17 protein-coding genes are annotated in these 19,712 nt (G+C 72.0%); 9 read left to right on the top strand and 8 right to left on the bottom strand.

What is annotated here, in order from left to right; all coding sequences use genetic code 11:
* Positions 1 to 91 precede the first annotated feature (91 nt).
* Positions 92 to 538: a universal stress protein gene (locus WMF22_RS39950; RefSeq protein WP_437295191.1), complete on the bottom strand. Its 447-nt coding sequence runs from the start codon at positions 536 to 538 to the stop codon at positions 92 to 94.
* Entirely contained in the window at positions 513 to 2,699 is a 2,187-nt protein-coding gene (locus WMF22_RS39945; RefSeq protein WP_438033131.1) for a DUF2079 domain-containing protein, read from the bottom strand. The genes WMF22_RS39950 and WMF22_RS39945 overlap by 26 nt, the downstream gene beginning before the upstream one ends.
* Before the next feature lie 156 nt (positions 2,700 to 2,855).
* On the opposite strand from WMF22_RS39945, the gene WMF22_RS39940 reads away from it, so the two are divergent.
* Positions 2,856 to 3,494, top strand: a complete 639-nt coding sequence (locus tag WMF22_RS39940; protein WP_438033130.1) for a hypothetical protein — start codon at positions 2,856 to 2,858, stop codon at positions 3,492 to 3,494.
* Between the two features lie 19 nt (positions 3,495 to 3,513).
* On the opposite strand, the gene WMF22_RS39935 is transcribed toward WMF22_RS39940, so the two are convergent.
* The 6 genes from WMF22_RS39935 to WMF22_RS39910 form a co-directional block, all read right to left on the bottom strand.
* The gene (locus WMF22_RS39935; protein WP_437295188.1) at positions 3,514 to 4,503 is read right to left on the bottom strand and encodes a lysylphosphatidylglycerol synthase transmembrane domain-containing protein; all 990 of its coding nucleotides are present in this window, start codon (positions 4,501 to 4,503) and stop codon (positions 3,514 to 3,516) included.
* 2 nt (positions 4,504 to 4,505) lie between these two features.
* Complete coding sequence (locus WMF22_RS39930; protein ID WP_437295187.1) at positions 4,506 to 5,123, bottom strand: class I SAM-dependent methyltransferase; 618 nt, start codon at positions 5,121 to 5,123, stop codon at positions 4,506 to 4,508.
* On the bottom strand, positions 5,120 to 6,085 hold the full coding sequence (locus tag WMF22_RS39925) for a glycosyltransferase family 2 protein (RefSeq protein WP_438033129.1): 966 nt from the start codon (positions 6,083 to 6,085) through the stop codon (positions 5,120 to 5,122). The genes WMF22_RS39930 and WMF22_RS39925 overlap by 4 nt, the downstream gene beginning before the upstream one ends.
* 355 nt (positions 6,086 to 6,440) lie before the next feature.
* Positions 6,441 to 7,136 carry a DUF3226 domain-containing protein gene (locus tag WMF22_RS39920; protein WP_438033128.1) on the bottom strand — a complete coding sequence of 232 codons (696 nt, stop codon included), beginning with the start codon at positions 7,134 to 7,136 and terminating at the stop codon, positions 6,441 to 6,443.
* Complete coding sequence (locus WMF22_RS39915; RefSeq protein ID WP_437295184.1) at positions 7,133 to 8,242, bottom strand: AAA family ATPase; 1,110 nt, start codon at positions 8,240 to 8,242, stop codon at positions 7,133 to 7,135. The genes WMF22_RS39920 and WMF22_RS39915 overlap by 4 nt, the downstream gene beginning before the upstream one ends.
* A gap of 402 nt (positions 8,243 to 8,644) precedes the next feature.
* Entirely contained in the window at positions 8,645 to 9,460 is an 816-nt protein-coding gene (locus tag WMF22_RS39910; protein WP_437295183.1) for a hypothetical protein, read from the bottom strand.
* Positions 9,461 to 9,834: 374 nt separating this feature from the next.
* On the opposite strand from WMF22_RS39910, the gene WMF22_RS39905 reads away from it, so the two are divergent.
* From WMF22_RS39905 to WMF22_RS39870, 8 genes are all read left to right on the top strand, one after another.
* Positions 9,835 to 11,826, top strand: a complete 1,992-nt coding sequence (locus WMF22_RS39905; RefSeq protein WP_438033127.1) for a protein kinase domain-containing protein — start codon at positions 9,835 to 9,837, stop codon at positions 11,824 to 11,826.
* Between the two features lie 51 nt (positions 11,827 to 11,877).
* A complete protein-coding gene (locus WMF22_RS39900) occupies positions 11,878 to 12,177 on the top strand; it encodes a hypothetical protein (RefSeq protein WP_437853217.1) in 300 nt (99 codons plus the stop codon).
* Positions 12,174 to 13,016 (top strand): sigma-70 family RNA polymerase sigma factor, encoded by an 843-nt coding sequence (locus WMF22_RS39895; RefSeq protein ID WP_438033126.1) that lies wholly within the window; start codon positions 12,174 to 12,176, stop codon positions 13,014 to 13,016. Before WMF22_RS39900 ends, WMF22_RS39895 begins: the two co-directional genes overlap by 4 nt.
* 26 nt (positions 13,017 to 13,042) lie before the next feature.
* Positions 13,043 to 14,038 (top strand): hypothetical protein, encoded by a 996-nt coding sequence (locus WMF22_RS39890; RefSeq protein ID WP_438033125.1) that lies wholly within the window; start codon positions 13,043 to 13,045, stop codon positions 14,036 to 14,038.
* Positions 14,039 to 14,070: 32 nt separating this feature from the next.
* Positions 14,071 to 15,228, top strand: coding sequence for a PEGA domain-containing protein (locus WMF22_RS39885; RefSeq protein WP_438033124.1), 1,158 nt, complete (start codon positions 14,071 to 14,073; stop codon positions 15,226 to 15,228).
* A 266-nt stretch (positions 15,229 to 15,494) separates the two neighbouring features.
* Complete coding sequence (locus WMF22_RS39880) at positions 15,495 to 16,790, top strand: PGRS family protein (RefSeq protein WP_438033123.1); 1,296 nt, start codon at positions 15,495 to 15,497, stop codon at positions 16,788 to 16,790.
* A gap of 358 nt (positions 16,791 to 17,148) precedes the next feature.
* Positions 17,149 to 18,072 (top strand): hypothetical protein, encoded by a 924-nt coding sequence (locus WMF22_RS39875; RefSeq protein WP_438033122.1) that lies wholly within the window; start codon positions 17,149 to 17,151, stop codon positions 18,070 to 18,072.
* Positions 18,073 to 18,139: 67 nt separating this feature from the next.
* On the top strand, positions 18,140 to 19,684 hold the full coding sequence (locus WMF22_RS39870; protein ID WP_438033121.1) for a hypothetical protein: 1,545 nt from the start codon (positions 18,140 to 18,142) through the stop codon (positions 19,682 to 19,684).
* Positions 19,685 to 19,712: the final 28 nt, after the last annotated feature.

Genomic DNA, 19,712 nt, shown 5'->3' with positions numbered 1-19,712 from the left:
AGGACGCATTTGACAGGAAGTCGGGAAATTTCTAACGCCCGATCTGGCGGCGCCGGACACCGGATCCGACCATTCCGTGATGTCACCTACATCAGGCCGGTTGTTGTCCCCGTATCGACAGGACCGGGACCTTTGCCGATCTCACCACCCGCTGCGCCACGCTGCCGAGCAGCGCCCGCGCGACCGCCCCGCGCGCGTGTGTCCCGATCACGATCATGTCGGCGCCGATCTCGTCCGCGAGGCGGCAGATCTCCTCGTCGGGGACGCCGGCGCGCAGCACGCCCGAGATCTCGACGCCGGGCGTGGCGCGCCGGCGCTCGAGCACCTGATCGAGGCTCCGCTGCGCCGCATCGCCGATGCGGGCGGCGTCCTCGGCCGAGGGGATCAGGGACGAGCCTTCCGGGAAGCTGTAGACGGGCACGCTGTACACGTGCGCGACGACGACCTTCGCGGACAGCTTGCGGGCGAGCTCGATCGCCGTGTCGAGGGCGATCTCGGAGGTCGCGTTGAAGTCATGGGCCAGGAGGAGGGTCTTCATCTTGCTCCGCGGTGGTGGAGGGCGCGGGCGGCGCGCCGCCGCCCTTTCGGTCCGGCTTTCGTAGCTCCGGGGGCGGGTCTCCGGTAGGGGGCTCGTCGGAGGCCGCCGGCGCCGGCGCCGGGGCCGGCGGCTGCTTCTTCGTCGCCGGCTTCACCCGCTGGAACAGCGCCATCTTCTTCAGCCGGCTGAGCTCCTTGAGCTCGCCGCGCTTCACCGACGCGTTGTGGCGCTCCAGGTCCCTGCCCTTGAGCTCCCCCTCGTCGAGCAGCACGTACTGGACGATCGCGGCGCGGTCCCCCGGATAGAAATAGGCCTCCTTCCGGTTCGACACGTGCGGTCCCATCTTGTTCGTCGTCCCGACGATGGCGCCGGGCGGGATCGCCTCCACCTGCTTCCGGACCCAGGCGTAGGTCGCCTCGTGCTCGGGCGTGAGCTTGCGCGCCACGCGGGAGAAGCCGCCCCTGAACGACGCGTTGTCGACGAGGCCGCCGAACTTCCACGACACCAGCGCGCTCGCCACCAGCATGGCCGCGAGCAGCGCGCGAGAGAGGCGCCGCCCGTCGAGCCCGTAGTACGCGGCCGGCGCGGAGCTCTCGATCCGCTTGAGCGCGAGCGGCGTCAGGGCGAACGCGATGGGGAAGAGGATCGACGAGTATTGGAAATGGATCGAGAAGACCGCGTCGCGCGAGGCGAGCAGGCAGAACATGAGCCCGTAGACGAGCATCCAGCGCCCGGGCTTGGCGAGAAAGGGCAGGAAGGCGAGGGGGACGAAGATCTGGAGCAGGAAGAGGATCTTCGGCTCCTCCAGCACGACCTTGAGCGCGAAGACGGGGTTCGTGAGGAGGGAGACGAGCAGGCCGCCGAGCCCGCTCCGGTTCGGCATGAGCTCCTCGTAGTAATAGGCGAACGAATATGCGTCCTTGCCGGACATGATGATGCCCGCCGACGTCATGAAGAACAGCTTCACGATGACGAGGTAGACGAGGCTCGTCGCGATGGTCACCCAGCCGAGGCGCGCCTTGCTGACGCCGCGCCGGTCGAAGATGGCGTAGAGCCCGATGAAGCACATCAGCAGGGAGACGTCCTCCCGGCAGAGCAGCAGCGCGGCGAGGGTGACCCAGTACCACCTGTCCTTGCCGGTCTCGTAGAAGTAGAGGAGCCAGACGAGGAGCGGCGAGATCAGCGCGAGCGAGTGGAACTCGTACATGTTCACGCCGTGCAGGGCCGGGTAGATGGCCCACACGGCGGCGAGCAGGAGCGCCTTGCCGCGGTGCTCGAGCTTGTCGCGCGCGAGCAGGTACACGGGGACGACGCCGGCGCCGAGCCACACGGATTGGAGCACGAGGAGGAGCTCGGCCCTCGGGTAGATGAGGTAGAGCGGCGAGAGCAGGACGAGGATGGGATCGAAGTGCGCGGAGCCGTGATAGCCGGCCTTGATGAAGGAGCAGCCGAGCGGCCGGCCGTGGATCGATTGGTAGAAGATGTTGTCGTAGTACCCGAGGTCCGTCGTCCGCGTGTGCAGCGCGCGGTGGTTGGTGATCGCGAGCCGGGAGAAGAAGGCGCCGTAACCCGCCCACAGCGCGAGGACGGCGAGCGGCGTGAGCCGCCGCCCCGCCTCGGCGAGCGCGCCGGCGTGCTCGGGCGCGCCGTCGAGCCCGAGCGAGGACCGCTCGCCGCGGCCCCAGCCGTCGCGGCCCCAGCCGTAGACGCCCGCGCCCACCGCCGCGGCGGCGAGGGCGGCGAAGAAGATCGCGGTCTTCGGACTTTCCTTCTCGATGTTCGGGACCTGGAGCGCGGCGACGAACGGGAGCGCGAGCAGGGGGACGAGGGCGCGGTTGAGGCGGCCCACGGTGCTCACGAAATCCCACGAGCGGGTGCGGGCCCGCCGCGCCAGCATCACGAGGAAGTAGGCGAGCCCGACCACCACGATGGCGGCCCCGGCGCCGCCGGCCATCCAGCGGCGCTCCACCTCGGTCAGCTTGTTCGTGTCGAGCTGCGCGAGCCGGCTCGGGTGGGTGAAGGCCCAGGCCGTCACGGCGATGCTCATGCCGTAGAGGATCGGCCATGGCGCCAGGGTCAAGGTGGCGCGCGCGAGCCGCTCGAGGGCGCCGTCGAGCTTGGCGAGCGCGCTGTTCAGCCTGGTGCGATGGTTCTCTAGCATGGGTGAGGCGGGTCCTCGGCTACTTGACCCCACCCCCCGCTGTCAAGGAACGTGGAACAAGCGCGCAAAGACGCGGAAAGACGCGGAAGGACGTGGACCGCCGCGGGGACGCGGGAAGGGCAGGGCGCCGCGCGCGGCTCGCGGTAGAATGGCGCCATGTCGCACTACCGGGATCATCTCGATGCGGCTCGCGCGCGCATCGAAACCCTCGAAGCCAAGCTGAAGGAGCGGGATGCGGCGCTCGCCGCCCGGGACGCGGAGATCGCGGAGATCCGTGCGGAGGTCGAGCGGTTGCGTGACGGATCGGACGATGACGGGCCGCCCGACGGGCCGCTCGGCCGGGGCGGTGGGCAGCGGGCCCTGCTGGTGGCGCTCGCTGTGTGCAGCTTCGCCACCGCGACGGGCTACGCGATGGTGCGCCCCTCGCACTGCCTGCAGCGCGGCGGCGCATACCCCGCCTCGGCCGAGGTGTTGCCGCGCTCGCACGACGCGTACGGGGCCTGGTCGGGCCGGGTCGACGGGGCGCGCGTCCGAGTGGGCAAGGCCGCGGGCGCGGCGCTCGAGCAGGGCCGTGTCCGCGCGAAGCGCTGCTGGCAGCCGGACGGGCCGAGCGGGGAGGGGAGCGTGACCGTGACCTTCGCTCCGAGCGGCGAGGCCCACGTCGAGCTGGAGGGGGCGCCCTTCGCCGGGACCGAGGCCGGCGCGTGCGTGATCGACGCCTTCCGGGCCGCCGCCGCGCGGGTGCCGGCCTTCGACGGGGAGTCCCTCGTCCTCACCACCCCGATCCGGCTCTAGCCAGATCCGGTGGAGCACGTCACGGCTCGGCCGGGGCGGCGGCGGTAGTGGGCGGGGGGGCCAGCTGCCAGCTCACGAAGCCCAGGGCGGCGATGACGAGATAGATGATGGCGAAGACCAGGAGGCCGAAGGTCACGCCGTGCTCGGCGGTGGCGCCGAGCGAGGGGAACACGAGGGAGAAGAAGAGCTCTCGGACGCCGACGCCGGCGATCGAGATCGGCAACAGGCCGAGCAGGTTCGCGATGGCGAGCAGGCAGGTGATGTCGAAGAGCGAGATCGAGAGCCCGAGCGCCCTCGCGATCAGGTAGCCCTGCAGGAAGTTGACGACGAACGTCGCCACGGTGACCGGGAGCGAGAAGAAGAGGCCCCGGCCGACGTGGGCCCGCAACGCGACGAGGAAGCGGCTCGTCGCGCTGGTCTCCGCGTCGGCCTCCTCGCCCGCCGCGGGCCCCTTCGCGAGCCTGCGGGACACGGCGAGCATCAGCCGTTCGGCCAGGCCAGGGATGAGCAGCACGAGCGGTCCGAGGATCGTGAGCGCCAGGCCGCCCCACGTCAGCCAGGCCAGCTGGCCGGCGATGACCGTGCTGTAGCGCGCGACGCCGACGGCGACGAACGCGACCAGCACGTAGAGATCGCACAGCCTGTCGATCACGACGGACGCCAGCCCCTCGGCGTAGGACACGCCGAGATCGTGGCGCAGGTAGCGGATCCGGAGGACATCGCCGACGCGCCCCGGCGTCAGCATGCCGACGTAGAGCGACGTCAGGAACGACGTCCAGGCGCGCCCGAGCGGGTAACGGATGCCCTGGGCGCGGAGCAGCGCGTCCCAGCGGACGACCTTGAGGTGGATGTTGAGGACGTTCAGCGCCGCCGCGAGCAGGAGCGGGCCGGGTGAGGCCGATGCGAACGCGGCGATCACCGCGTCGCGGTCCTCGATGCGCAGGATCACGACCGCGAGGAGGAGCGGACCTACCAGGCGGACGAGCGCGCGGACGACCGTGCGGCGCATGCTCAGCGCGGAGCTGCGAGGCAGAGGACCCAGGGGTAGGAGGTCGTCATCCGCAGGATGTCGAACCGCGGCTCGATGAGCCGGCGGAACGACGTCGGGTTCCAGTGGTTGATGTGATCGCTGTCGTTGCCGAGGCGGCGCACGTTGTTGCCTGCGAGCAGGTTGGAGAGCTTGAAGAACGGCTCGTGCGGCACGGAGAGGATGACGCGCCGGGGGGCGAGCCGCGCTATCTCGGCGAGCGCCCGATCGGGCGTGTCGAGGTGCTCGAGCACCTCGGCGCAGATCACGAGGTCGAACCCGGGCGAGAGATCGCGGAGATCGCCGAGATCATAGGCGCTCCCGACGCGCGCGGCGACGTTCGGGAAGAGCCGCTTCAGCCGCTCGATGTCGGCGGCGTCGAGGTCCAGGCCGGTGAACTGCTTCTCGGGGAATTTCTCGGAGAGGTAGCCGGAGAGGAACCCCTCCCCGACGCCGATCTCGAGCACGCGCTGGACCGGATTCGCTTCGATGAAGAGATCGTGTATCGCGGAAGCGAAGCGCTGGATGAGCTTGCGCTTCAGCGCACCAGCTCTCCGGTATTTCGCGGTCTCGAAGCGACTGAAGTAAGCGTCGGGGATCACTCGAACTCCTCGCGGACGGGCGGGTCGTCCGCCATGTGGCGCTGCTGCATCTGGAAGGTGAGGAACTCGCCGATGAAGCCCATCGAGAAGAACTGGATGCCGAGGAGGATCATCAGCACGCCGAGGAGGAGCAGCGGCCGGTCTCCGATCTTGTGACCGAGCAGCCAGAGGAACGTCAAATACACGTTGATGGTCACGCCGGTCGCAGCGAAGACCAGGCCGATGAGGCCGAAGAGGTGCATCGGCTTCTTCGAGTAGCGCGTCAGGAACATGACGCTGAGCAGGTCGAAGAAGCCGCGCAGGATGCGCTCCAGTCCGTAGCGCGAGGCGCCGTACTTGCGGGCGTGGTGGCGCACCGGGATCTCCGTGACGCGGAAGCCTTGCCAGGCGGCGAGCGCCGGGATGTACCGGAAGAGATCGCCGTAGATGGGGATGGTGCGCAGCACATCGCGACGGTAGGCCTTGAAGCCGCAGTTCATGTCATGGAGCTTCACGCCCGTGACCGCGCGGACGGTCCCGTTGAAGATCCGGGACAGGACGAGGCGATTGGCGGGATCGAGGCGGTTGACCTTCCAGCCCACCACGACGTCGAGGCCCTCCTCGACCTTGGCGATGAAGCTCGGCAGATCGGCCGGGTCGTCCTGGAGATCGGCGTCCATCGTGACGACCACGGCGCCCCTCGCCTTGCGGAACCCGGCCGTGAGCGCCGTCGCCTTGCCGAAGTTCTTCCGCAGCCGGATCCCCTTCACGACCGGGTTCTCCGCGCGGATCCTGGAGATGACGCCCCAGCTGTCGTCCGTGCTGCCGTCGTCCACGAAGATGAGCTCGTAGGAGAAGCGCCCTTTCAAGGCCTGATCCACCCGCTGCGCGAGCTCCGTCAGGCTCTCCGCCTCGTTCAGCCCCGGGACGACCACCGAGACCTGCGGCGCCGCCGAGGCGGCCGGCGCGATGGAAGGCGCCATGAGGCTCGGGCGAGGATCGAAGGCGGAGAGCCCGAACGTGGCCCGGTCCTCCGGAGCCTCGTGAGGGGCAGGTGTGGGGGGCTGGTCCACAATCACGGCGGCGGAGGATAGCAGAACGTCACGAGAAGGCGCGGTTCCGTCCGAGGAACGCGCCGCGAGCGCGACGGCAACGAGGGCAGGACGTGCTGCCGGTCACCGGGAGGGGGGAGAGGGAAGGGTGGCGGAGAGCCGGCAGGGGCAGCATGGGGTTCCGCAAGTCCACAGAATCGTTGGTCCAAGAAGGCCGAAGTGCAGCACCGCCCGCTGCCGTGTGCTGGCAGGGGGAGGGGAAGCGCTGCCGGGCCGGTCCCGCTGGTCAGAGATCGTAGAGGCGCTTCATCCAGTCCACGAACGAACGTGCGAGGGGGGCCCGGGGATCGAGGGAATGGTTCCTCACCGCCTCGTGCAGACGGGCGCCGGGGGGCTCCTGCCATGCGAGCCACGTGTGGATCTCCGCCTTGTACGCGTGGACATCGAGCCAGGGTCTGAGCGGCGGATCGATCCCGGGGTTCGCGTTCGCGTGCTCGCGCATGAGCTCCTGAGCCCTCTGCATCGCCGAGCGGACATGCTCCCCCAGCGCGGTGGGCATCGAGGTCCGGAGCTGCGCGAGGAAGCTCTCCATCGCGCCGAGGGACCGATTGTCCGGCATGATCCACACACCGAAGCGCCGCCCGCGGTCCGCGTCGAGGACGAGGCCGCCAGGAGGCAGATCGGCAGGGAGGCGGTCGCGCGTCTCGGCAGGCGCGTGGGCGCGCACCTGGGCCCAGCGGCTGCCGGTCAGATCGGCGTCGATCACAACCCCGACGATCCTCCGCCCGCTCTCCTTCCACCGGACGCCGAGCCGGCCGAGGACCTGATCGTCGCTGCCGCACCATTCGATCTCGACGAGGCGCTGCCCCTTTCTCGGTTCCCAGGGCGTCCCTGTGGCCTTCTCGAAGACCTCGGCCACGACCAGGAGATCGTCGATCCCCTCGACGAGGAGCAGCTTCGGACCCGGAGGCGAGGGGATCACCGCACCTCGGCGCCGATCTCGGCTGCGATCCGGATCTCGTCGTCGGTGAAGGCGATGGCGCGAGGGTTGCCCCGCTCGATGCGCTGGATGGTGACCTCGGGCCGCGGCGCCTCCCCGGCCTCGACGATCGCGGCGAGGCTCTGCGCGCAGTCGCGGCTGTGGGTGGCGGCGAAGACCTGCACATCGAGCCGCTTCGCCGCGTCGTGGACGAGGCGCCACATGTCCCCCATCACGCTGTAGTGCAGCCCGGTGTCGATCTCGTCGATGAGCAAGACGCCTCCAGCGGCGCGCACCACGCTCAGCGCGATGCCCAGCATGCGCCACATGCCGTCGCCCATGCTCCCGAGCGGGATCCGGTGCTTCGTGCCCGCGAGCTTCACGGCGATGCCGCCTCGCCCGTCGCGGGAACGGAGCGCGCTGCCCAGGGGCGCGATCCGCTCGATCCCGGGCTCGATCGAGCGGAGCGCACGAAGGAGGACCTCCTCGTTTTCGGTCAGGACGACCTCTTCCAGACGTGAGACCGTGGCCTGCGCGTCGAGCGCTCGCGTGGTGACGAGCTCGACCGGACGAGCTTCGTTCTCGGGGCTCCTGCGGTGCCGCTGCGGAAGCCAGCGGTCGAGAATAAGCCCGCCCGCCCGTGTCAGGGGGAAGGTCAGCACGTCACCGCGGTTCCACTGGAGCGCGATGGCGAAGGCGCCTGATGGCCCTGCCTGAGGCTCGGGCTCGGTCGGATCCACGGGCAGCGTGAGCTGCTGTGCGGGAAGGGCCTCGACGATTCGCACGTCGAGTGTGAGGAACTCGGGGTCGTTCCTGCCGGTCATGCGGAACGCGCTGCCCAGGTCGATCTCGTGCCCCTCGAAGAGGTGGGCAACCTCCATCGCCTGGACGTCCGGAATACCGCGCGGCGCCTGCACGTACTCGCCTCGCTGGTAGAGTACCGACCTGAGAGGCCCCGGGTCCCCGACCCGGAGCAGGATGTGCAGCGCTTCGAGGACGGTCGTCTTTCCGCAGTTGTTCGCGCCCACGAGGAGGTTGACGCGCCCCAGGCCGCTCATCGTGAAATCGCGGAGGCCGCGAAATTGTTGGACGGAGAGCTCGCGCAGCACAGCCGCCTCCAGGCGCCGGGGACGCTACCGGACGCCGGGAACAGGGGCAAGGACGCTGGGCGGTCCGCCGGCCGGCGCGACCCGGCCGACCGCTGCGGAGACCCGGCAGTGGGTCAGGGAAGGGCTGCGGAGACCCGGCAGTGGGTCAGGGAAGGGCTGCGGAGACCCGGCAGCGGGTCAGGGAAGGGCTGCGGAGACCCGGCAGCGGGTCAGGGAAGGGCTGCGGAGACCCGGCAGCGGGTCAGGGAAGGGCTGCGGAGACCCGGCAGTGGGTCAGGGAAGGGCTGCGGAGACCCGGCAGTGGGTCAGGGAAGGGCTGCGGAGACCCGGCAGCGGGTCAGGGAAGGGCTGCGGAGGGGCGGCGAGGGAACGCTCGCCGGCCCCCTGCGCTCCTCCGCCGGCTCAGCCGGGCGTGCCCTCTTCTGCCTCGGGCTCCGCGGCGTCCTCCTCCTGCGCGGCGTCCTCCTCCTGCGCGGCGGCGGCCGGGGGGCGCTGCGGGCTGCGCTCCAGGAGCGCGAGGAACGGCGCGTGGAGCGCCTGGAGCATGTCGCGCTGCTTGCCGCTCGGCGTGTGCTCGATGAGCCAGCTGATGTCGTCGTGGATGGCGTTGAACGCCTGCGTGCAGCCGGCCACCGCCTCGCGGATGCGCTTCGAGCGCGCGACCGCGCGCTTCTGGCCGGAGGTGCGGCCGAGGCCTCTTGCGAGCGCCTCCGTCGCCTCCTCGACGCGCTTCAGGTACGCGCCGGCGCCGACCTTCTTCACGTCGGCGGCGAGCGGCGCCTTGCCCGCGACCGCGATCTGGTGCCAGCCGTAGTCGACCTCGGCGTCGTACGCGTACAGGGTCTGCTCGGTGCCCGCCCCCGCGAGCAGGGCGCCGCGGAGCCGCACCGCCGCGTCGCGCTGCGCCGGATCCTTGCTCTCGGCCGCCGAGGCCAGGAACAGGTGCAGCGCCCGCTGGGCCGTGTCCCACTCCACGTCGAGCTCGCCGAGCACCGCGGCCGAGGCGACCCCGAGCGCCTCGTCGAGCGCCGCGATGCTCCAGCGCGCGCGCAGCTTCCAGACCACCGGCCTGGGCGCTTCGATGAGCAACGCCGCGGGGACGCGGTTCGGGACATCGTACTTGTCTACCGAGACGCCCTTCCACGCTCCCTGCTCGAGATCCCGCGCGAACGCGCTGAACGCCTTGTCCGTGACGAAGCTGTATCCATAGGCTGCCATCGTTCTCTTCTCCGATCCTCCCCCAGGAAACTGAGCATCTTAGCGGGAGCGACTCGCGCGTTCGCAACCGCTTTGCGCAAACGGTCCTGTCGGAACCGTGCTCGGCGCGGCCAGTGGCCGGAGGCCAGTGGGCCAGTGGCCATGGGCCAGTGGCCATGGGCCAGCGGCCAGCGGCCAGCGGCCAGCGGCCAGCGGGCATGGGAGGGCCGCCGGGCCGTGGGCGCCCGGTGGTGGTCGGCGGTCGCGTCGTTTTCGACGGGGGAGGCGTCGATTGGGTGAGCACTCCGGCGGCGCCGTACCGACATGGGTAGGCGACGGCAGCGCCTCCAGAGGAGGGGCGCTCGCCCGAGAGGCACCCGCCCATGGACAACGCGATGCTCCCTCTCACGGAACCCACGAGACGCCCGGCCTTCATCACGGCGGCGCTGGCCGTCACGGCGGACCTGCCCACCGCCGCGCTGGCCGTCACCGAGGCGTTCCCGCCGCAGCAGCCGGCGAGTAGGGTGGACGCCGGGAAGGAGCGTGACAGCGCCGTGAGCGACGCCGAGGAACCGATCGAGCGGCAGGTGTTCCAGCCGGGTCAGGTCTTCCACCAGGTGGAGGTCGTGCGGTTCGTCGGCGCCGGGTACTCCGGCGAGGTGTACGAGGTCCGCCACCGGATCACCGGGGCGCGGTGCGCCCTCAAGATGATGCACCTGCGCGACCGGAAGGACGCCAGGAAGGCCGAGAGGAGCCTGGCCGAGGCCCACGGGACGTTCGGGATCCAGCACGCCAACGTGGTCGAGGTCTACGACATCGGCTGCGAGGCCGACGGCACGGCGTGGATGCTCATGGAGTTCCTCGACGGGCCGACGCTGGCCACCATCCTGGAGCGCCAGGGGCGGCTGTCGCCGCTCTACGCGCTGCACGTCGCGCTCGAGGCCGCGTGGGGGCTCGACGCGGCGCACGAGAACCAGATCATCCACCGCGACGTGAAGCCGGACAACATCGTCTTCACCGCGGACGGGATGGTGAAGGTCGTCGATTTCTCGATCGCGAAGGTCATCCCCTACGAGATGCGGACGACCCAGCGCAACGTGCGCCTCGGGACGGCCGCGTACATGGCGCCCGAGAACCTCGCAGGGAACGAGGCGGACGCGCGCTTCGACGTGTACTCGCTGGGGCTCGTGCTCTGGGAGATGATCGCCGGCCGCCACCCGTTCCGCGACGCGTTCGACGACCGGACGAAGCTCGTGAACTGGCAGTTCTTCGCGGATCCCGCGCCGCTGTCGGAGGTGGCGGGGCTGCCGGCGTACGTGGACGAGGTGATCCGGCGCGCGACGGCGAAGCAGCCGGCGGCGCGGTACCTGTCGATGGCCGAGATGGCGCAGGGCATGATCGCGCTGCGCAGGCGCCTCGAGCAGGACGAGGCGGAGGGCCGGATCTCGCTGGCGACGCCGCCCGGCGAGCCGCCGATCCCGGGCCGGCCGGGGCGGCGCGCGGTCTACCGGGCGCCGGTGACGGGGCCGACGCTCGAGGTGCCGCGGGGGGAGCCGTCGGCCAGGGTGGTGGTGGCGTCGCCGGCGCCGGCGGTGGGGCCCGGCGGGACGGCGCCGATGGATCTGGAGAGCGTCCGGGCGGCGGCGCTCGGGCCTGGACCGTGGCCGGCGGGCCGCGAGGGGGACGGGCGCGCGCCGGGCAGCCAAGGGAGGACGGCGCGGGGGACGGAGATCATGGAGGTGGCGGAGCGCCCGTCGCGCTCAGCGCCGCCGCCGGGGTCGTACCGGCCGCCCGCGGTGCGCACGACGAGCCCGATGCTCCGGCTGCTGGCGGCGGAGGGCGAGCACGGGGAGAGGGAGCGGGGAGAGGGAGCGCGCGCCGGGCGCGAGGTGCGCATGGCGCCGTGGATGCTGATCGCGCTGGTGCTCGCCTCCTCGGGGGCGAGCGCGCTGGCCGTGAGGTGGCTCGCGCCGCCGGGCGCGCCCGCAACCTCGGCGGAGGATGCCGGCGCGACGGCGGCTGCCAGTGCGACGGCGGCTGCCAGCGCAACGTCGGTCAGGTCGGAGGGCGCAACCTCGGTCGGAGCGGAGGGCGCAACCTCGGTCGGGGCGGCAGGCGCAACGTCGGTCGGAGCGGCGGGCGCAACCTCGGTCGGACCGGCGGGCGCAACCTCGGTCGGGGCGGCGGGCGCAACCTCGGTCGGAGCGGCGGGCGCAACCTCGGTCGGAGCGGCGGGCGCAACCTCGGTCGGGGCGGCAACCCCGGTCAGGCCGGCAACCCCGGTCAGGCCGGCAACCCCGGTCGGGTCGGCGCGCCGGCCAGCAGCGACGGCCAAGCCGGGGCGGCAGGCGGCGCCGCCGCCCTTCGGTGACACACCGATTTTCTAGGGATGTGCAGGGCAGGGCGCTGGAGCGTGCGAGCGCGGAGAGGAGGCCGGAATGTCACAGGACGATCGAAACGACGAGCAGCGGCTGCGCGCGGAGCGCGTGGTGGCGGAGACGATCGAGCGGAGCCTCGCGCCGTACCGCGGGCTGGTGCCGGAGGCGATGCTGGCGCAGCTGCGCGAGGCGATGGAGGACGAACTCGTCAAGAACCCCTATTCCGTCGCGCTCTTGCGCCAGCTGATGGCGCGGCCGGTGCCGTCGTCGAGCGGGGAGGTGCCGTGCGAGGGCGCGCCGGCGGAGCGTGGCCACGACCGCAAGGGGGGCGCGGCGGGCGGCGGGAGGGAGGGCGCGTGACCGGCGAGGGCGAGGGCAAAGACGCCGAGGTGCTGCCGCTGCTCACGCCGAGGCAGCGGGCGATGGTCGAGCGCGCGCTGCCGATGGTCGATGCCCAGGCCCGCTGGTACGCGCGCAGGTACGCGGGGCTTGTCGAGCGGGACGAGCTCGTCGCGGCGGGCTCGGCGGCCGTGGTGGAGGCGGTGCGCCGGTACGACGAGGCGCATGGCGTCTCGTTCGAGGGGTACGCGCGCGCGCGGATGGACGGCAGCATGCTGGACCTGATCCGCGCGGAGACGCAGGCGCGGCAGCGCGACGTGGCGATGCGGCGCGCGATGGCGGCGCTGTCGGAGCACCACCAGGGCGAGTTCGACCTCTTGCGGGACGGCCCGGAGCAGATCCAGGGCCGGCTCCAGGAGTTCTGCGACGCGCTGGCGACGGTGGGGGTCGTGGCGGGGGTGGCGGCGATGCGGCGGCCGGTGTCTGACGAGGAGGCGGCCGAGCGCGTGGCGTACGTGGGCGCGATCCGTGCGCTGGGGGAGGCGTTCGCCGAGCTGCCCGAGGACGAGCAGCGGGCGCTCGGGGCGGTGTTCGTGGACGGCATGGACATGCACGAGGCGGAGGCGTTCCTCGGGGTGCCGTACATCACGGTGCGCCGGCGGCTGGAGCGGGGCCGGGAGCGGCTGCGCAAGGCGCTGTGGAAGCGGGGGGTGAAGGAGATGCCGCTGACGCGGGGCGAGCCCGGGATCGCGCCGGTGCTGCGCGGGGTGTGGGGCGATGGGCCGGAGGGGGGAGGCGCGGAGGGAACGGGAGGCGCGGAACGCGCGGGGAAGCGAGGACCCGGGTCGCGCGGGCGGTAGGCCGCGCGGGTGCAGGGAGCGAGGCGATGGCGAAGCAGGACGGCGAAGCGGCGGGCGTGCCCCGGGCGATCCAGAGCCAGGGGGAGGACGAGGCGAAGGCCTACGCGGTGGGCGAGGTCGCGCCGGGGCCGCTGCACCCGACGGTGGAGATGGAGCGTGTCCACATCGAGGATCCGCGGCGCGTGCCGCCGCCGCGGGAGGGCGCGCGGCGGGGCGGCGGGGCGCGCAACCCGGAGCAGCGCGCGCCGCTTTCGGACGCGGGTGCGCCGAGCGTGTCGATGCCGGAGGGGCTGTCGGTGACGAAGCGGCAGCCGATCGTGATCGACAGCGAGATCCTCGCGGAGTGGCATGGTGGGCGGGGCGAGGCGGCAGGGAGCGAGGCGGCGGGGGGCGAGGCGGCGGGGGGCGAGGCGGCTGGGAGAGACGAGGCGACGGGGAGCGCGGGGCGCGCGGCGCCGCGGCTCGCGGAGGTCGCGGTGGCGCGGCGCACGGAGCGGCGGGCGGGCCGGCAGCGCGCGGCGTGGGTGCTGGCATTGGGGATCCTGCTGGCGATCGGGGCGGCGGTGGTGCGAACGGGGTGGGGAGCGCGCGACGGCGGGGCAGAGACGGCCCGCGGCGCAGGCGGGGCGGCGCAGGGCGAAGAGAAGGACAGGCGGGGCGAGGAGAAGGCAGGCACGCGGGGGGACGAGAAGGCAAGCGTGTCCGGTGCGGCGACGGCCAGCGCGCCGGCCGCGAGCGCACCGGAGGGGCCTGTCGAAGCGCCGGGTGGCGCGGCGGTCTCGGTGCGGACGCCGCCGCCCGTGGAAGGAGCGCCCGCGGCAGCGACCAGCGCACTGGAGGGTAGGTCGAGCGGGCCCGCCGGGTCGGCGACGTCGCAGGGCGCGGCGCCGAGGGCGCGCGCTGGCGGTCCGGCGGCGCCGACGCGGGAGGCGCCGAGGGAGCCGGCGGGCGCGGCGTCGGCGAGGGCGACACCGGGCGCGCCGCAGCGGCCGAGCGCCTACGACGTGCCGAACTTCGATTGAGCCCCCGGGATGGATCGACAATGGGAGACGCGATGAGAAAGCTGACGATGCACGTGACGGGCGCGGCGATCTGCGTGCTGTCCGCCTGCGCCCTGGCCCCCGCCACGGCCCTGGCACAGCCCGCGCCGCCGGCCGCGGCGGTGAGCCGGGACGACGAGGGCCGCGGCGACAACGCCCGCGCGACGCAGCTCTACCGGGAGGGGAACGAGGCGTTCAAGCAGAAGCGGTGGGCGGACGCGGAGCTGCTGTACCTGAAGGCGTGGGCGCTGGTGAGGACGTTCGACGTCGCGGCGAACCTCGGTGAGGTGCAGATCCAGCTGAACAAGGCGCGGTCGGCAGCGACGTTCCTTGCGTTCGCGCTGAGGACGGCGCCGCCGTCGACGAAGCCGGAGCAGATCGCGCGGATCCGGCACTTCCTCGACGAGGCGAAGGCGCAGGTGGGGACGCTTCGCGTGCGGGTGAAGAACGCTGCGGACGCGGAGGTGCTCGTGGACGGGGAGCGGGTGCCGGAGGACGCGGCGAAGCACGAGGTGTACGTGGAGCCCGGGGAGCGCACGCTGGTGATCCGGCGGGCGGGGTACGAGGACGAGACTCTGAAGGTGGTCGCGGCGCCGGGGATCACGGAGACGGTGATGCCGGAGCTGAAGCCGAAGGCGGCGGAGGCGGCGTTGGCCGGGGCGGCTGGGCAGGGGCCGGCGGGGGCGAAGGCGCCGGAGGTTGGGGGCGCGACGGGAGCGGCGGCGACGGGGGAGGCGAAGACGAAGGCGCCCGCGGTGGGGATGCGGGCGGGGACGGGGGCCGAGGAACCGCGGAGCTGGGTGCCGGTGATCGCACTGGGGGTGGCGAGCGCGGTGGGGTTGACGGTAGGCGTCACGACAACGGTGCTCTCGACAAATGCGCGAGCCTCCGCGGACAAGGATGAGGAAGCGCTCCGGTACGCGAACGGACAGTGCATCGAGCCGCCGAGCGATCTGACACAGCACTGTCGCGAACTCCGACATGAGGCAAAGCGCGCCGAGGGCTTCGGAACGGCGTCCGTCGTCAGCTATGCGGCGTCAGGCGCTCTAGCGATCGCCGCTGCTGCGTATGCGCTGTGGCCTCGACGCCCCCCTTCGGCGAGCCATGGATTGCGTGTGTTGCCTCGAACACACGCAGGCGGAGGCGGTGTGCTCGTGGTCGGAGCATGGTGAGCATGATGAAGAACGCGCGGGTGATGCGGTGGATGCGCTGGGGGGTTGCTGTTGCCGGAGTTGCGAGCGGCTGCGACGCATTATCGATCGGGCTGACGAGCGACTGCGATTACATGCGCACGTGCTCTCACTTCCTCAACGGTGATGCCGGTGGGACGCCGGAAGGGTGCGTTCCAAGCGAGTCGACGTCGTCTGTGAGCGATACGTGCGGTGTGTTCGTGTCGTCGTCGGGGAGCGACGAGAACACTGCGACGAAAGAGGCGCCGATGAAGACGCTGGGGGCGGCGCTAGCGCTGGCGGAGAAGAATGAGAAGCGGCGTGTGTACGCGTGCGCGGAGACGTTCGAGGAAGCGGTGGAGGTCACGCAGGGCGTGACGATCTACGGAGGGCTCGACTGCGCGAGCGGATGGGGCTGGGCCGGCGAGCAGAGGAAGACGGTGCTGACGGCGGCCGCTGGGGAGATCCCGCTGGTGATGCGTGGAGGCGGAGCTGAGGCGACCGTGCGCGTGGAAGATCTCCATGTGCAGGCGCGCGGGATCGCGCCGGATGATGTGACGCTCGCGGGAGCGTCATCGATCGCGGCGGTGGCGGAAGAGGTGAACGTAGAGCTCGCGCGGTGCGTGCTGGAGGCGGGCGATGCGGCTGCGGGCGCAGAGGGCGCCGCGTACGAGACGAGCGCGACGGGGGGAGCCGAGGGAAAGAGCGGGGGCGAGGCATGCTCGGCGGCGTTCATCGTTCCCGGGCTCTCGGTGAAGAACGACTGCGGCACGCCGGAGGACGCGAGCGACGACTCCCTCAGCGGTGCCGGTGGCATCGGTCAAGCGGACAGCGGTGGTCCCGGGGCGAAAGGCTCGCCGGAGACCTTGGCCAACGGCGGCGAGGGCGAAGGTGCGAAGGTCTGCACCGACGGGAATGCAGGCGAGAACGGGACCGAGGGCGGACCGGGAGCAGGTGCGACGGGTCTCGGCGAGCTCAGCGCATCCGGTTACGTCGGCGCCGCAGGTGGCGACGGCGTGAAGGGCACCACGGCGCAGGGCGGAGGCGGAGGCGGAGGCGCGAAGGGCGGCGTGGGCGCAGGCAAGTGCACGGACGAAGCGTCGGCCGGCGGCGCGAGCGGCGGCTCAGGTGGCGCCGGCGGCTGCGGTGGTGCCGGTGGTCGAGGTGGTGGCGCCGGCGGAGCGAGCATCGCGCTGGTGAGCCTGAGCGCGACGTTGAGCTTCGAGGACGTGACGCTGAAGACGGGGCGCGGTGGTGCGGGCGGCAAGGGCGGCGCTGGGCAGGAGGGCGGTGCTGGACGGGCCGGTGGGCCCGGCGGCACGAAGCCCGAGGGGGCGACGGCGCTCAACATCGCGTGCGCGGGCGGCGCGGGTGGCAAGGGAGGCGTTGGCGGTCCCGGAGGCGGCGGGCGAGGCGGTCACGCGATCGGGCTCGCGTACAAGGGCACGGTGCCATCGGTGCAAGGAGCGGCGATCGAGCTGGGCGAAGCGGGCACCGGCGGCACGGGGGCGAACGCAGAGGGCGAGGGAGCGGTGGGCGTGAAGGCCGAGGTGCAGGCGTTCTGAGGTGACGCGGCTCGGTGCGGTGGCCGCGGCGAAGAGGACGCCGCCGCCGCGCCGAGCGAGGCGACGAGGATGAAGGGCGAGACGTCGCGCTGGAGCTGGCGCGACGGACGGCGGACGTGTGCGTGCGGTGAGAGCGCGACGAGGCGCGAGGAGCGAGCAGGTGGACGGTGGACCTTGCGCGGACGAGGGAGCGAACGTGAGGCGAGAGCTACACGCGGGGTGGCTAGCGATGTCGGTACTGCTCGGGAGCACGGTGGCGGGGAACGCCCGAGGAGAGGAGCGAGCGCTACCGAGGCCGAGTGCAGAGGGTGAGCGTGACCGTGCAGTGCGTGACTTCGAGGAAGGGCGGAAGGCGCACGTGGAGGGTCGCTTGGAGGAGGCGGAGCTTGCTTACCTGCGTGCGTGGTCGCGGCTGAAGTCGTCCGATATCGCGGTGAACCTCGGGCAGGTGCAGCTGAGGCTGAACAAGGCCGCGTCAGCGGCGAAATACCTGGCGTACGGGGTGCGCGCCGTGGGTCCAGAGATCGAGCCGGAGCGGCTGGGGCGGATGCTGGCGCTGCTTGATGCGGCGAAGGCGCAGGTGGGGACGGTGCGGCTTCAGGTGACGAACGCTGCGGACGCGGAGGTGTTCGTGGACGGCGAGCGCGTGCCGGCGGAAGAGGTGAAGCACGAGATCTACCTGGAGCCAGGAGAGCATCGGATCGTGATCCGGCGCGCGGGGTACGAGGAGGCGGCGATCCGCGTGGTGGCGGCGGCAGGGGTGCGGGAGACGGTGCCCGTGGCGATGAAGCCGGTGGAGGCGAAGGCGCCGGAGGCGGAGCGCGCGCCGGTTGCGGGGGGCGCGCCGGTGGTCGGGAACGAGAAGACGAAGGCGCCCGCGGCGGGGGCGAGAGTGGAGGAGCGGAGCTGGGTGCCGGTGATCGCGCTGGGAGCGGCGAGCGCGGTGGGGCTCGGCGTGGCGGTGGGGTTCACGGTGGCGTCGAGAGATGCGAGCGCAGAGGTAGATGCGGACGGGAAGGCCGTCGATGACGCAGGTGGGCGGTGCAAAACGCCGACGATCGCGCTCGCCGACCTTTGCGCGGAACTGCACGATGCGGGCTCGCGGCAAGAAACGTTCGGCAACGCAGCACGGGTCGCATTTGCAGCGTCGGGTGCGTTGGCCATTGCCGCTGTGACCTATGCGTTGTGGCCACGAGCAGAGCCGCGGGGGGCGGCACCGGTGCGCGTGCTCCCCGACGTGAGTGCTCATGGAGCAGGGGTCACGCTGTTCAGCGTCTGGTGACGGGTTCGAGAGACCAACGATGAGACTCCAAACGAAATGCTGGGCGTGGGCGACCGTGGGAACGGTCATGATGGCTACCGGCTGCGATGCGCTGTGGCTCGATGTCACAGGAGACTGCGCGCGGATGCGGACCTGCGATCACGTCACATCGACCGGCCCCGGAGGCGGTACGACGAACCCCGGGTGCGAGGCGGACCCGGCGCAGGACGCGAGCACGGCGACGGACGAGTGTGCGGTGTTTGCGAGCGCGAGCGCCGAGCCTGGTGGGGATGGAACGAAGGCACAGCCGTATGCGTCGCTCGCGGAGGCGGTGGCCAACGCGAACGGCAAGCGTGTGCTGGCGTGCGCGAGCGGGGCGTTCGCGGAGAGCGTGAGGATCGAGGCCGGGGTCGAGGTGATTGGCGGCTTCGACTGCGCGGCGGAGTGGACGTGGAGCGCCGAAGCGCGGAGCGCGATCGAGGCGCCCGCAGGGCAGATCGCGCTCACGCTGTCAGAGGGCGCGAGTGGTGCGAAAGTGCGGAGCTTCGCCGTGCGCGCGGCGAGCGCGACGGAGCCGGGCCGGTCGTCGATCGGCGTTGCGGTGGCGGCCATCGAGGCGGAACTCGCGAAGGTGGACGTGACGGCGGGCGACGGGATGGACGGTGCGAAGGGCGAGACGCCGGCCGAGGCGCCGCAAGTGGGAGCGAGCGCGGCGACGATGAGCGCGTCAAACGCGTGTGCGCTACCCGCGGACGTGCGAGGCGGTGAGGCTGGCGTGACCACATGCGAGGACGGTGAGACGCGCGGCGGCCGAGGTGGGCCCGGAGGAAGTCCGGGGATGGACGAAGGCAACGGGCAGCGCGGGGAGGACGGCGCGCCGATGCCGGAGGAGAACCCCAACAACAAGGGGCTGGGCGGCATCGGTCAAACGGATGCGGCTGAGGAGTGCAGACGTGGCGAGGACGGCAAGAGCGGCGAGTCCGGCACCGTCGGCGCCGCCGGCAGCGATACGACGCTCACGCTGGCCGGCATCGCGGGCGGCGACGGTGGCACGGGCACAAGCGGCAAGCGAGGTCAAGGCGGAGGAGGTGGCGGCGGAGCGAAGGCCGGCCTGTTCTGCCAGCCAGGCGCGGACATCGTGGAGGGTCCCGGCGCGAGCGGCGGAGGTGGCGGTGCCGGCGGCTGCGGCGGAAAGGGCGGAGGCGGCGGCAAAGCCGGCGGATCGAGCATCGGGATCCTCAGCCTGGGGACGAAGCTGGAGCTGGCCGACGTGACCGTCGCGGTGGGCAAGGCGGGTAAGGGTGGAGACGGCGCCGGCGGTCGAGGCGGTGCCGCTGGGGGCAGCGGCGGGCCTGGAGGGGCTGCTTCGTCCCTCGGTGGATCCATCGGCTGCCGAGGCGGCGACGGCGGCCAAGGCGGAACGGGCGGCCCCGGCGCTGGCGGTCGAGGCGGCCACGCCGTGGGCATCGCCTATGCGGCGGCTCTGGGTGAAGCGCCGGCGGTGCAGTTCACCCCCGGCACAGCGGGCGACGGCGGCAGCGCCGCGCCCGGTGGTCCGAAGGAGAGCGCTGGCGCGCCGGGCGTGAGCAGCGCGTGCTGGAACTTCGAGGCGAACGAGAGCTGCGGGCAGTGAGGATTTCGGAGGCGTCCGAGGTCTGACG

Origin of the sequence: Sorangium sp. So ce204 (assembly GCF_051526795.1) — a bacterium.
Taxonomy (GTDB): Bacteria; Myxococcota_A; Polyangia; order Polyangiales; family Polyangiaceae; genus Sorangium; species Sorangium cellulosum_B.
The sequence above is the reverse complement of the archived record's forward strand: the minus strand, read 5'-3'. Positions and strand labels throughout refer to the sequence as shown.

Bases quoted from the DNA above. Each gene is read 5' to 3' on its own strand.
- WMF22_RS39925 (WP_438033129.1), bottom strand. From the start codon at position 6,085: ATGGCGCCTTCCATCGCGCCGGCCGCCTCGGCGGCGCCGCAGGTCTCG.
- WMF22_RS39950 (WP_437295191.1), bottom strand. From the start codon at position 538: ATGAAGACCCTCCTCCTGGCCCATGACTTCAACGCGACCTCCGAGATC.
- WMF22_RS39945 (WP_438033131.1), bottom strand. From the start codon at position 2,699: ATGCTAGAGAACCATCGCACCAGGCTGAACAGCGCGCTCGCCAAGCTC.
- WMF22_RS39870 (WP_438033121.1), top strand. From the start codon at position 18,140: ATGATGGCTACCGGCTGCGATGCGCTGTGGCTCGATGTCACAGGAGAC.
- WMF22_RS39940 (WP_438033130.1), top strand. From the start codon at position 2,856: ATGTCGCACTACCGGGATCATCTCGATGCGGCTCGCGCGCGCATCGAA.
- WMF22_RS39900 (WP_437853217.1), top strand. From the start codon at position 11,878: ATGTCACAGGACGATCGAAACGACGAGCAGCGGCTGCGCGCGGAGCGC.
- WMF22_RS39935 (WP_437295188.1), bottom strand. From the start codon at position 4,503: ATGCGCCGCACGGTCGTCCGCGCGCTCGTCCGCCTGGTAGGTCCGCTC.
- WMF22_RS39910 (WP_437295183.1), bottom strand. From the start codon at position 9,460: ATGGCAGCCTATGGATACAGCTTCGTCACGGACAAGGCGTTCAGCGCG.
- WMF22_RS39905 (WP_438033127.1), top strand. From the start codon at position 9,835: ATGCTCCCTCTCACGGAACCCACGAGACGCCCGGCCTTCATCACGGCG.
- WMF22_RS39890 (WP_438033125.1), top strand. From the start codon at position 13,043: ATGGCGAAGCAGGACGGCGAAGCGGCGGGCGTGCCCCGGGCGATCCAG.
- WMF22_RS39885 (WP_438033124.1), top strand. From the start codon at position 14,071: ATGAGAAAGCTGACGATGCACGTGACGGGCGCGGCGATCTGCGTGCTG.
- WMF22_RS39880 (WP_438033123.1), top strand. From the start codon at position 15,495: ATGAAGACGCTGGGGGCGGCGCTAGCGCTGGCGGAGAAGAATGAGAAG.